This is a genomic window from Phenylobacterium sp., assembly GCF_035475775.1.
Classification (GTDB): domain Bacteria; phylum Pseudomonadota; class Alphaproteobacteria; order Caulobacterales; family Caulobacteraceae; genus Phenylobacterium.
Genome location: NZ_DATIMC010000029.1, coordinates 1 through 11997, shown reverse-complemented (window position 1 = coordinate 11997; position 11997 = coordinate 1). Strand labels below are relative to the sequence as shown.

Annotated in this window: 12 protein-coding genes and 1 pseudogene; 6 read left to right on the top strand and 7 right to left on the bottom strand. The window is 72.1% G+C overall.

From position 1 onward, the window contains the following. Positions 1-159 precede the first annotated feature (159 nt). Positions 160-645 (top strand): protein-export chaperone SecB, encoded by a 486-nt coding sequence (gene secB / locus VLI41_RS03415; protein ID WP_325266652.1) that lies wholly within the window; start codon positions 160-162, stop codon positions 643-645. Between the two features lie 19 nt (positions 646-664). Here secB and VLI41_RS03410 read toward each other — a convergent pair whose 3' ends face one another. Both VLI41_RS03410 and VLI41_RS03405 read right to left on the bottom strand, forming a co-directional pair. Then, on the bottom strand, positions 665-1735 hold the full coding sequence (locus tag VLI41_RS03410) for a hypothetical protein (RefSeq protein WP_325266651.1): 1071 nt from the start codon (positions 1733-1735) through the stop codon (positions 665-667). A 202-nt stretch (positions 1736-1937) separates the two neighbouring features. Continuing rightward, positions 1938-4103 carry a hypothetical protein gene (locus VLI41_RS03405; protein ID WP_325266650.1) on the bottom strand — a complete coding sequence of 722 codons (2166 nt, stop codon included), beginning with the start codon at positions 4101-4103 and terminating at the stop codon, positions 1938-1940. Between the two features lie 183 nt (positions 4104-4286). On the opposite strand from VLI41_RS03405, the gene VLI41_RS03400 reads away from it, so the two are divergent. Continuing rightward, positions 4287-4637, top strand: a complete 351-nt coding sequence (locus VLI41_RS03400) for a hypothetical protein (protein ID WP_325266649.1) — start codon at positions 4287-4289, stop codon at positions 4635-4637. On the opposite strand, the gene dnaQ is transcribed toward VLI41_RS03400, so the two are convergent. From dnaQ to VLI41_RS03375, 5 genes are all read right to left on the bottom strand, one after another. Next, positions 4634-5338, bottom strand: a complete 705-nt coding sequence (dnaQ, locus tag VLI41_RS03395) for a DNA polymerase III subunit epsilon (RefSeq protein ID WP_325266648.1) — start codon at positions 5336-5338, stop codon at positions 4634-4636. The genes VLI41_RS03400 and dnaQ overlap by 4 nt on opposite strands. Positions 5339-5429: 91 nt before the next feature. Further along, positions 5430-6041 carry a dephospho-CoA kinase gene (coaE, locus tag VLI41_RS03390; RefSeq protein ID WP_325266647.1) on the bottom strand — a complete coding sequence of 204 codons (612 nt, stop codon included), beginning with the start codon at positions 6039-6041 and terminating at the stop codon, positions 5430-5432. Further along, a complete protein-coding gene (aroE, locus tag VLI41_RS03385) occupies positions 6038-6898 on the bottom strand; it encodes a shikimate dehydrogenase (RefSeq protein ID WP_325266646.1) in 861 nt (286 codons plus the stop codon). Before aroE ends, coaE begins: the two co-directional genes overlap by 4 nt. Beyond that, complete coding sequence (locus VLI41_RS03380) at positions 6895-7491, bottom strand: Maf family protein (protein WP_325266645.1); 597 nt, start codon at positions 7489-7491, stop codon at positions 6895-6897. The genes aroE and VLI41_RS03380 overlap by 4 nt, the downstream gene beginning before the upstream one ends. Continuing rightward, positions 7488-8372, bottom strand: coding sequence for a pyruvate, water dikinase regulatory protein (locus VLI41_RS03375; protein WP_414692518.1), 885 nt, complete (start codon positions 8370-8372; stop codon positions 7488-7490). Before VLI41_RS03375 ends, VLI41_RS03380 begins: the two co-directional genes overlap by 4 nt. 480 nt (positions 8373-8852) lie before the next feature. Between VLI41_RS03375 and hemE the strand changes: the two genes are divergently transcribed. From hemE to VLI41_RS03355, 4 genes and pseudogenes are all read left to right on the top strand, one after another. Then, the gene (hemE, locus tag VLI41_RS03370; protein WP_325266643.1) at positions 8853-9902 is read left to right on the top strand and encodes a uroporphyrinogen decarboxylase; all 1050 of its coding nucleotides are present in this window, start codon (positions 8853-8855) and stop codon (positions 9900-9902) included. 148 nt (positions 9903-10050) lie between these two features. After that, positions 10051-11085 (top strand): ferrochelatase, encoded by a 1035-nt coding sequence (gene hemH / locus VLI41_RS03365; protein WP_325266642.1) that lies wholly within the window; start codon positions 10051-10053, stop codon positions 11083-11085. After that, positions 11082-11537 carry a CopD family protein gene (locus VLI41_RS03360; RefSeq protein WP_325266641.1) on the top strand — a complete coding sequence of 152 codons (456 nt, stop codon included), beginning with the start codon at positions 11082-11084 and terminating at the stop codon, positions 11535-11537. Before hemH ends, VLI41_RS03360 begins: the two co-directional genes overlap by 4 nt. A 215-nt stretch (positions 11538-11752) precedes the next feature. Next, positions 11753-11997: pseudogene (locus VLI41_RS03355) on the top strand (transcription termination factor Rho); the annotation flags it as partial.

The following is an 11997-nucleotide window of genomic DNA, read 5'->3' as shown; positions in this document are numbered from 1 at the left end:
CGGTTTCCGCAACGGGGTTCGAACAGACGTTTCCGACTATATATGCCCTCCGAACGCCCCCGTCAGGGGCGGCGTTGCATCGATCAGGAGCGCGTGATAGCCCGCCGCCCCTGGAGCGCGTCTTCGGCGCGCGTTTCGCCAAGGATTTGAAGCGGGACCATGACCGACACCGATGTGGCCGGCCAGGGCGGCGAAACGCCCGCCGAGGGCGCGGGCATCCGCATCCTCGCCCAGTTCATCCGCGACCTCTCGTTCGAGAATCCGCGGGCCCCGGAATCCCTGCGCACCGGCGCGGCGCAGCCGCAGATCGACCTCGGCGTGGAGATGAACGCCCGCGGCCGCGACGACGGGCTCTATGAGGTGGACCTGAAGCTTTCCGCCACCGCCCAGCGGGACGAGGGCGCCCTGTTCGTGGTCGAGCTGCTCTACGGCGGCCTGTTCCAGATCGGCGGCGTCTCGGCCGAGGACATGGAGCCGGTGCTGCTGATCGAATGCCCGCGCTATCTGTTCCCGTTCGCCCGCCGGGTCATCGCCGACGTGACCTCCGAGGGCGGCTTCCCGCCGTTCCTCCTGGACCCCATCGATTTCGCCGGCGTGTACGCCGCGCGCAAGGCCGAGGCCGGCCAGGAAGTCGGCCACGCCTGACGCCGCCTTCGCGCGGCGCTCACCTCCGTGCGGTCATGGCGAGGGCCTGCGCAAGTTCGAGGTCGAACAGATCGAAGCTGTTGTCGTCCCGGCTGGCGGCCAGCAGAAGCCTGGACGGATCCGCTGACAGGGCCATGTCGCTCACGTAGACCAGGGCCGTCTCGCCGCCCACCCGGAACGGCTTGGAATGCCGCGTGATCCCCTCGAACGGCACATGCCGAAAGCGGTAGACATACCGCTGCACCGTGCGACCGCCGCGGATCAGGTAAACCCTGCGGTGATCGAGGAAGAGATTGCCGTCGTCGACGGGAACGCTCTTGGTTCCCGACCAGCTGAACGTCGCCGATCCCGTGCGTGAGTAGGTCAGGCCCAGGGACTGCGGATGGACCCGATAGACTTCGGACATGCCGGGATATTTTTCGAGATACAGGCCGTTGCGCCCGCGGAAGTAGACCCAGTTCTTCTCGACCGGGCCGACGGCCTGCGTCACGACCCGCGTCTCGGCGCTCAGCCCCTCCTCGCGCCTGAGGCGGCCGACCACCGGAACCGGCCTCGCCTCGCCCTTCGGCGCGACGAACCCGACCGCGAAGAAGCAGCAGCAGCCGTCGAACTCGTAGAACCGGATGTCCTCCAGGCGATCGAGGGCCGGGAGCGCGGCGACGTCCGCCAGCTCGAAGCCGGTCGCGACGCGCCGGAAGCGGAGCGTCGAGTTCCGCACCTGTTCGAGCTGGGGCTCGCCGACCTGAAAGCCCCGGGCGTCCAGCGTGTAGTAGGCATGCCGGCAGACGACCTGGATTTCGTCGGACCTCAGCGGCGGCATGACGGCCGCGTTGAAGAACCCGGGAACCGAGCTCGGGGTCAGGCGGGTCAGCGGCAGCTCCGCCGGCAGCTTGAGCTGAATGGTCAGCGCCTTCTTGGCCCGCGTGCGCAGGCGCGCCAGGCCGTCGTTCGCAACTGAGGTCTGTGGCGGCGGCGTCGAACGTCCCTCCGCGGCATCGGCGGCGCCCCGGTGAAAGGCCTTCCCCCCGCTGGCGATCCCGGCGTCCGCCGCCGCCCCGGGGATCGCACCCTGCCAAATCGTCTTCGCCATCTTCCCCTCGAGCTTGACGAACCCCGGATCGCTCCGGCGCTGGAGGACGCTCGCCACAGCCCAGCCTGCAACCCGCCCCAAGCCAACACTCAACCAGAGGGGAGGTTCCTCGACCTTGCGTGTGCAGATCTTGCCCGCGGTGACCGGGTTGGCGAGCCCGCCGCCGCGCGCCCGGGCGCCCAGCGCGCTGCGCCCGCAGGCCTCAATCGGCGCCTCCCCGAGGCGGGTTCGTGGCGCGCGCCTGGCCAGCGGCGCCGAGCAGCAGGTAGAGCCGCCCGGCCTCGCTGGCCAGCAGGTCGGCGAGGGCCCCGGGGCGCTTGGGATCGTCGGCGGCCGCCATCTCCTTCTCGAACGAGGCCTGGTAGGCGGCGCTGCGGGCGGCGAGCGCTGGATTGGTCTTCAGGCTCGATGAAAGGCGGGACACTGCGCCGGGGACCAGCCTCGCCACCAGATGCCGCGCCCTGGCGCGCTGGTTCTGGGCGATGGCCGCGACGATGTCGCCGAGCGCCGCCTCGCTCAATGTCCGCAGGGGCTCAACGCCCAGGCGCTTGAGGTCCCGCTGCAGCACGCGCCCGTCGCCGTCGGCCGGCCCCGCCGACCCGCTTGCCTCCGTCCCCGCACCGCTGTCGCCGATCTCGGCGGCGGCCGGCTCGGCCGGGGACGGCGGCGCGGCCGACCTGGCGGTCTCCGGCGCGCGCGCCGAGGCCCGGGGTCCGCGGTCGGCGATGCGGGGCGCCGGCGCGTGCTCGGCCGCGGCGGCGGGGCCGGCCGAGCGCCGCCGCTCCCGTTTCGGCGCATCGGCCGCGCGGTCCTCCGGCGGCGGCGGCATCGCGGCGTCGGCGCCCATCAGCCGCAGCGCGTCGCTGAGCGAGGCGAAGTGGCGGCGCAGCCGCTCCTGGAACGCTTCGTCCACGGCGCGGGCCTCCTCGCTGGTCCGCCGCGAGACCTGCAGCAGCTCGTTGGCCCCGCGCGCCACGGCCTCCTGCAGCTTGCCCAAGGACTCACGGCCGGCCTCGGGCAGCCGCTCCGCCCGCTCCTCCAGGACGGCGACGGCGCTGGTCCATTCCTCGACCGCGGCCCGCGCCGCGCCGGCCACGGCCGCCACCCGCTGCTCGGCGCTCGCGCCCCAGGTCTCGACCAGCGCCGAGGAGCTTTCGAGCTGCCCGCGCGCCTCCTCGGCCAGTCGGTCGGCGGCCGTCCTCGCCTGCTCGCTGGTTTCCGCCAGGGCCGCCAGCATCGCTCGGGCATGCTCCTGCAGCTCCTCGCGTTGCGTCGCGGCGCTCTGGGAAATCGAGCCCAGCACCTGGTTGAGCGCCGCCTCGCGCCGGCCGTGCTCCGCGCGAGCGGTCTCGAGAGCATGGGCGAAGCGCTGGTCAGCCTCGTGCAGCAAGGCCACCAGGGCCTCGCCGCTACGCTGCAGGGCCGCGGCGGCCTCGTCCGCGCTCGCCCGCGAGGCCTCCACCAGGCCGGTGAGCCGGGCGGCGTGCTGATCCATCGCGGCTCCGAGCAGGTCGGTGTCGACGCGGAGCGACTGGGCGGTCCGGTGGACGGTCTCGTTCTGCTCGCGCAGCGCGGCGGTGGCGGATTCGACCTCCGAGACCAGGCCGATCTCCTGCAGGCCGGAGAGCTCCTGCCGGAGCCGATCCCCTGCCTCGGCGAGCATCCGGTGGGCGGCCTCCGCCGCGGCTTTCAGCCGCTGCGCCTGCTCGGCCAACGATGCTTCGGCGCGGTCCAGGTGCGTGCTGGCCGCCTGGGCGACTTCGCTGAGCGCCTCCGTCTGCCGGGCGGCATGCTCCGCCAGCCGCGCGCCGCGGGTCTCCAGGATTTCGATGTTGGCCGCCAGGCTCTGGTTTTGGCTCTCCACCATGCCGGCCAGCTCGCTGGCGGTCCTGGCCGAAGACACTGTCGCGGCGTTCAACCGGTCGGATTCACGCGCCAGGGCCTCGCGCAGACCGGCGATGCTGCCGCTCGCCGTCTCGGCCAGCGTGGCGCTGCGGGCGATCTCCTCGCGCAAGCTGTTCAAGACCTCGCCCGGGCCGGTCCATTGCGCGGCCTCGGCTAGCGCCTCTCGGGCCGTCGCCTCGGCCCTGCGGGCCTGCGACGCGAGTTTCTGCCCCTGCCGCACCAGGTAGGCCGCGCCCCACACGCCGGCGGCGGGGCCGGCGGCCAGCAGCACCAGCAGCGGTAGGGCGAAGGCGTCGTCGTGCAGCGGCGTCACCTGGCCGCGGTAGCCGATGGCGAAGGCGAACGGGGCGGCGGCCCACAGGACAGAGATCGCCAGCGCCGCGACATAGACCGGCTGGCGGGCCTCGCTCGCGTGCGGAGGCGCGGAATCCCTGGGGGGGTTCTGGCCCTTGGCGTCCATCATCCGCGCGCCCGCCCGATTGAGCCCAAGCCCGTCGCTCGGCTTCCATGCGGGACTGCTTGACTTGAAGCGACCCGCGCGCCGAAAAGTTCATTGGTCTTGCCGGCTCTGCCGCTCGCGTTCCGCGCGAGGAACCTTCGCCTCGATGGCGAATTCGACCAAGCTGGACAGGACGGGAGCCTGAAGATGCCGGCCGAGACGCGCCCACCCACTAGGCCGATCTTCGTCGACCGGCCGGAGGTGCCCGAGGTGTTCGCCGATGGCCTGGCGCGCCTTCTCTTCGACGGCGTCTGCGTGCGTTTCGAGTTCTATGTCAGCCGATTTGACGAGCCCGACGGGGACCAGCCGCCCCAGCAGTGGGCCTACACCTCCGCCCGCGTGATCATGTCGAGCAAAGGGGCGCTGGAGATGATCAATAAGGTGCGCCAGCTGGAGAAACTGCTGATCGACCACAAGGTGATCGGCCCGACCCCGCAGTCCGATGCGCCCGAGCCCATCCTGCCGCTTCCCAAGCGCGGGCCGGGCGGCCGGGGCTAAAGCCCGAACCCTCCCCAGAGCGCCTCGTTCTTCAGGGCCTCGCGGATGAAGGCCGCGTGGATCGCGCGCTCGGCCTCGGTGGAGCGCGGCGCCAGCGGCCGCGGCCTTGCGCCATAGGCGTTCCGGGTCGCTGCGGCCACCGCCATGACCGCCGCCGCCGAGGTCAGCTCGAGCCGGCGCTCGCGCCCGCCCTTCAGCTCCAGATAGACCGCCGCCAGCAACTTGGCGTCGATCAGGGCGCCGTGCTTCTCGCGCTCCGACAGCGAGATCCTGAAGCGCTTGCAGAGCGCATCCAGCGAATTGTGCATGCCCGGGTAGCGGCGCTTGGCGAGCTCGAGGGTGTCGACCCAGCGGCGCTCGTGGATCGGCGCGCGGCCCGCCTGGGCGAGCTCCCAGTTGACGAAGGCCCGGTCGAAGCCGGCGTTGTGCGCCACCAGCGGCGCCTCGCCCACGAACGCCAGGAAGGCGTCGACCACCTCCGGGTGCTCGAAGCGCGGCTGACCGGCCAGGAAGGCGCTCGAGAGCCCGTGCACGCGCTGCGCCTCGGAGGGCATGTCGCGGCACGGGTCGATGTAGCTGTGGAAGCTGCGGCCGGTCGGGACGAAGTCCTCGATCTCCAGGCAGGCGAGCTCGACCAGGCGATGGCCCGCCTGCGGCTCGAAGCCGGTGGTCTCCGTGTCGAGGACGATCTCGCGCGCCATGGTCGGGTTGTGACGTGTTTCGGCGGCCCGATTCAAGCGGCCCTGCGGTCGCGCATGGCCTTCTCCCTCCTCTTCAGGGACGGGATTTACGTCACGTCTTCCTCGGCCGCCGTTCCGGATCGCGCAGGATGGCGATGATCTCGCCGACCTGGGCGCGGGCGTGCGCCAGGCCCTGGCCGGTATCGACCACGAAATGGGCGCGGGCGCGCTTCTCGGCGTCCGGGGTCTGCTGGGCGAGGATGGCGTCGAGCCGCTCGGGCGTCATGCCGGGCCGGGCGAGCACCCGCTCGCGCTGCATCTCCGCCGGCGCGGAGACCACCACCACCGCGTCCATGCTGGCGTGGCCGCCGGTCTCGAACAGCAGCGGGATGTCGAGCACCACCATGTCGACCCCCAGCCTTTCGGCCGCCTCGAAGAACCCCGCCCGCGAGCGGCCGACGAGAGGATGGACGATCCCGTTCAGCCGCTTCAGCGCCTGCGGATCGCCAAGCACCTGCTGGCGCAGCGCCTCGCGGTCGATGGCCCCATCCTTCACCACGCCGGGGAAGGCCTCGCCCACCGGCCCGACGGCCGCCCCGCCGCTCGCGTAGAGGTCGGCCACCGCGGCGTCGGCGTCATAGACCGGCACGCCCGCCTCGCGGAACATGGCCGCAGTGGTCGACTTGCCCATGCCGATCGAGCCGGTCAGGCCGACCAGGATCATCGGCGCGCCTCGAGCGCCTCGACGGCCAGCGCGCGGACGTCGACATCGTCGGGCGGCGCCCGCCCGTAGAAGGCCTCGAACGAGGGCCGCGCCTGGCCCACCAGCATGCCGAGCCCGTCCACGGTCTGCCGGCCGAGGGCCCGCGCCTCCTGCAGGAACTCGGTCAGGAGCGGGGTGTAGATCATGTCCATCACCACCGCCTCCTTGGGCGTCGACCAGAGCGGGATCTCCAGCCGCCCGCCGTTGGAGATGCCCGCCGAGGTGGCGTTGATCACCGCCGTGGCGCCTTCCAGCGCCCGCCTGGCCTGGTCCAGCGAGTAGGCGAAGGCCGCCGTCCCGAGCGCGCCCGCCACGAATTCGGCCTTGGCGAGCGTCCGGTTGACGATGCGGATTTGCGGCGCGCCCGCCGCCTTGAGCGCCGCCGCGGCGCCGCGCGCCGCCCCGCCCGCGCCCAGGATCACCACCGGCCCCGCGGTCGGTTGGAACGCCGGGGCCTGGGCGGCGAACGCCGCCAGAAGCCCAACCCCGTCGGTGTTGTCGGCGATGATCTCGCCCTCCGGCTCGAAGATGAGCAGGTTCGCCGCCTCGGCGGCGTCCGCCCGTCCGGTCGAGCGGTCGGCGACCGAGAGCGCCGCCTCCTTGAAAGGCAGGGTGATGTTGAGCCCCCTGACGGCGCCCCCGCGCAGCCCCTCGGCGAACTTCTGGAATGCATCGGCCGGGGGAGCGAAGGGCACGTAGGCGCCATCGATCCCGGCCGCGTCCAGCCAGGCGTTATGGATCAGCGGGCTCAGCGAATGGCGCACCGGCTGGCCGGCCACCCCGGCCACGATGGTCGCCCCTGTGATCCGTCGGCTCATGCGCTCAGCGCTCCCTCGCGGCGCAGGAACTCCAGCAGCCCCAGGAGCGGCAGGCCGAGGATCGAAAAATAGTCGCCTTCGATCCTGGCGAAGAGCTGCACGCCCGGTCCTTCCAGGCGGTAGCAGCCCACGGAGCCCAGGGCCGCGGCGCCCTCCCGCGCAAGGTAATCCTCCAGGAACGCGTCGGAGAAGTCCCGCATGACCAGCGTGGCGGTGGCCGCCTCGCGCCAGACGACCTCGCCCTGGCGGGCCACGGCCACGGCGGCATGCAGCTGGTGGGCGCGGCCGCGCAGCAGCTTCAGCCGGGCGCGGGCCGCGTCGCGGGTGGCCACCTTGTCGTAGAGCCGGCCCTCGAGCTCCAGGGTCTGGTCGGCGCCCACCACGAACCCCGGCCGCCCGCGCGCCGCGACGGCCGCCTTCTCCGCCGCCAGCGCCTCGGCGATCGCCTTGGGCGCCGCCCCGCGCGCCAGCAGCCGGGCCTTCAGCGCCTCCTCGTCGACGCCGGCGTCCGCCACCTCGATTCGCACGCCGGCGGCTTCCAGGACGGCGCGGCGGGCGAGGCTCTTCGAGGCCAGCACGATGGCGCCGCTCACCCCAGGACCTCCACCTGGCCATGGCCGCCGTGCAGCAGGTTGAGGATGGCCGCGGCCGTTTCCTCCACCGAGCGGCGGGTGACGTCGATGGTGGGCCAGCCCTGCTTCTCGTAGAGCCGGCGGGCGTGGACGATCTCCTCGCGCACGGCGTCGAGGTCGATGTAGCTGGATTCCCGCTGCTCCTTCAGGGACAGCAGGCGGTTGCGGCGGATCTGGATCAGGCGGTCGGGCGAGATGGTGAGGCCGACCACCAGGGCGTTCTTCACCTGCCCCAGCCGATCGGGGACCGGCCGGCCGGGCACCAGGGGCACGTTGGCCGCCCGCACGCCGCGATGGGCGAGATAGATGCAGGTCGGCGTCTTCGAGGTGCGCGACACGCCCACCAGCACCACGTCGGCGCGGTCCAGGTCCTGCCCGCCCTGGCCGTCGTCGTGGCCGATGGCGTAATTCAGAGCGTCCATGCGGTTGAAGTAGTCGCTGTCGAGCCGCAGGTGGGCGCCGACCCGGGTCGTCGTCGAGGCGCCCAGGTAGCGCGACAGCACCGAGACCAGCGGGTCGAGCGCCGGGAAGCACGGCATGTCCAGCTTGCGGCAACCCTCCTCCAGGGCCTCGCGCAGCGCCGGCTCGACGATGGTGTGGAACACGATCCCGGGCGCCTCCTCGATGTCGCCCAGCGCGCGGTCGAGCTGCCGCTTGGAGCGCACCAGCGCGTAAATGTGCTCGATCGGCAGCACGTCGTCGAAGCGCGCGCAGACCGCCCGGGCCATGGCGTTCAGGGTCTCGCCGGTGGAATCCGACACCAGGTGGATATGGAAATAGGTGGCGAGCCGCGGCGGGGATGGGGCGTTCGGCACAGCAGGGCCCGAAAAATCTGGGGACAAGGTCTGTGGACCCTCTCTTAGCGAAGCTCCCCCAGGATGGGGATAGTTCGCCGCTCAGCCTCGCCCGCCGGCCGCGGTCGGGGAAGACCGGGATAAGACATGGCGTTTGCGTTTCCTTAATCCACCGGTGAGGCTGCGGGGCAAGGCTTGGGCGGCGCTTTTCGACAGGCCGGGCGCCGATCGCGCAGCCCCGCGCCGCCGTCCCCGGAAGGATTAACGAAACCTTAAGGCCGGCAAACGCCTAAGGCGGTTCTCCCCGTCTTCCACAGCCTCGCCGCACAGCCTGCCGTGCGGCCGGACAAGCTGGGGACAAGGTCCGCAACGCCGCAGGGTCGGCCGGGTTCTTCACCTCATCGACAGGTCCTTCTGCCGTTTCCCCCTACCCTTCTCAAAATCCTTAGGAAGATAGAAGGCCGGCGAACCGATCGGCATCGGAGCCCGGGCTTGAGCCCGGCCGCGCCAGGGGCTTTAAGCGGGTCCATGAGCGATCCCCAAGCCCCCCGCCTGCTCCGCGCCCTCGCCGGCGAGACGCTCGAGCGGCCGCCGGTCTGGTTCATGCGCCAGGCGGGCCGGTACCTGCCGGAATACTGGGAGCTGCGGGCCAAGGCGGGGGACTTCGTCAGCCTGGCGATGAACCCGGAGATGGCGGCCGAGGTCACGCTGCAGCCGATGCGGCGCTTTCCGTTCGACGCCGCCATCGTGTTCGCCGACATCCTGCTGATCCCCCACGCGCTCGGCCAGAAGCTGTGGTTCGAGGCGGGCGAGGGGCCGCGGCTCGGGCCCCTGCCGGCCGTCGCGGCGCTGGCGGACCAGGTGGAGGCGTCCACCGAACGGCTTGCGCCGATCGCCGAGACGCTGGCGCGGGTCCGCGCCGAGCTCGAGCCGGAGCGGGCGCTGATCGGGTTCGCCGGCGGACCCTGGACGGTCGCCACCTACATGATCGAGGGCCGCGGCTCGAAGCGCGAGGCCGCCCGCGCCTTCGCCTACGCCCATCCGGACGAGCTCGACGCCTTGCTGGACGTTCTGGTGGAGGCCACGGCGCGCTATCTCGTCATGCAGGCGAGGGCGGGAGCCCAGGCCCTGAAGATCTTCGAGAGCTGGTGTGAGAACCTGGCGGAGGACGTCTTCGAGCGCATTGTCGTGCGGCCGCACGCCGCGATCGTCGAGAAGGTGCGCGCGGCCGGAGTCACCGCGCCGTTCATCGGCTTCCCGCGGGGCGCGGGCGCGCTGGTCGAGGGCTATGCCGAGGCCGCGCCGGTCGAAGCCGTCGCGCTCGACACCCAGGCCTCCGCCGCGCTCGGCCGGAGGCTGCAGGCCCAGGGCAAGACCATCCAGGGCGCGCTCGACAACCTGCTGCTGCGCGAAGGCGGGCCGGCGATGGACGCCCGCGTCGCCCAGCTCCTCGCCCAGTGGGGCGACGGGCCCTACATCTTCAACCTCGGCCACGGCGTCCTGCCCGACACGCCGATCGAGCACATCGCCCGGGTGGTGGAGCGCGTCACGGGCAATCGGGTGAAGGCTGCGGCGTGATGGCTTCGTTGCGCTGTTCCTGCCCCAGCGCGCAGCGCGGACAGGGGGAGGTGGCCCAGAGGGCCGGAGGCGGTTTCATCCCCGGAAGCCCGGGCGGAAGCCCCCTCTGTCGCTCTGCGGCAGCTCCCCCTGAAGGCGAGCAACCTGGATGAAGCTCGCCCTCGTGCTGTTCAACCTCGGCGGCCCGGACGGCCCGGACGCGGTGCGGCCGTTCCTCTACAACCTGTTCAAGGACCCGGCGATCATAGCGGCGCCGGCGATCCTGCGGCTGCCGCTCGCCGCCCTCATCGCGCGCCGGCGGGAGAGGCTGGCCAAGGCCAATTACCGGCTCATGGGCGGCGCCTCGCCGCTGCTCGCCGAGACGCAGGCCCAGGCGAGCGCGCTCGCCGGCGCGCTGCAGGCCCAGGCGCCCGACACCGAGACGAGGGCGTTCATCGCCATGCGCTACTGGAAGCCGTTCGCGGCCGAGACGGCGCGCGAGGTGGCGGCCTACGGGCCGGACCGTATCGTCTTGCTGCCGCTCTATCCGCAGTACTCGACGACCACCACGGCCTCGTCGCTCGAGGCCTGGCGGCGCGCCTATGCGGGGCCGGGGCGCAGCCGCGCGATCTGCTGCTATCCCACGGCCCGGGGCCTGGCGAGGGCCCACGCGGAAGCCATCCGCGAGGCCTGGCTCACCGCCGGAAAGCCGAGCGGGATCAGGCTCTTGTTCTCGGCGCACGGCCTGCCGAAAAAGATCGTCGACGCCGGCGATCCCTACCGCGCCCAGGTCGAGGCCACAGCGGCCGCCATCGCGGCCCAGCTGCCGGAGCTCCCCGACTGGCGGGTCTGCTTCCAGAGCCGCGTGGGGCCGCTCGAGTGGCTGGCGCCCGCCACCGATGCGGAGATCCGCCGGGCCGGCGCCGAGGGCAAGGGGGTCATCGTCGCGCCCATCGCCTTCGTCTCCGAGCACGTCGAGACGCTGGTCGAGCTCGACCGCGACTATGCGAAGGTCGCCGCCGAGGCGGGGTGCGCGCCCTACCTGCGGACGCCCACGCCGGGCGTGCGCGCGGCGTTCATCGCCGAGCTCGCCAAGGCCGCCCTCGAGGCGGCCGCCCGCGACGCGCCGATCGCGCCGCACGGACCCTGGCTCTGTCCCGCCGGCCATGCGAAATGCGCCTGTCGCACGGGAGCGGGCGCATGAAGTGGTACGACCTGCTGCGGGGCCTGCACATCATCGCGGTCATCGCCTGGATGGCCGGCATGCTCTACCTGCCCCGGCTGTTCGCCTACCACACCGAGACCGCCCCGCCCGGCTCGGAGTTCGACGGCCATTTCAAGGTCTGGGAGGCCAAGCTGCTGCGCATCATCGTCAATCCGGCGATGATCGCGACCTTCATTTTCGGCCTGGCGCTCATATATGTCGACGGCGCCCAGCGGCTCGGGTGGGGGTTCCTCCTGAAGCCCTGGATGCTGACCAAGATCGCCGGCATCGTCTTTCTCTCCGGCTGGCACGGGTATCTCGCCCGGGCCCGCAAGCAGATCGCCCGCGGCGAGCGGCCGCGGTCGGCGAGGTTCTGGCGGATGACCAACGAACTGCCGTTCCTGGCGGCGATCGTCATGGTGCTGGCGGTCACCACCGAGTTCGGGGGCTGACGCGCGGCGACGCTTGACCGGCGCAGGCGACTGTGGTTCCGATCACCCCACGCGTCCGAGACTGGGCGCGCCCCGCATTTTACCGGCCGCTCCGCCGCTGCGTGAGCCGACCGGTCCCCACGAACGAGACCCATCGGCGCGAACCCCGCGCCCAAACGTTTCAGGAGTCCGCGCCCGGATTGCGTCCGGCCCGGACGAGATTTCGAGTCCATCCCATGCAAGACGACAATCCCACACCCCCGCTCGGCGAAGCCCCCGAGGCGCTCGGCGCCGACCTGCTCGAGCCGCAAACGGCGGAGACCCCGGCCGAAGAGGCCGCGGGCGCGCCCGAGGAGCCCTCCGAAGCCGGCCAGGCGATCGCCGCCATGGGCCTGTCGCGGATGAGCCTGCAGGAGCTGAAGGACAAGTCGCCGGCCGACCTTCTCGCCTTCGCCGAACAGCTCGACATCGAGAACGCCAA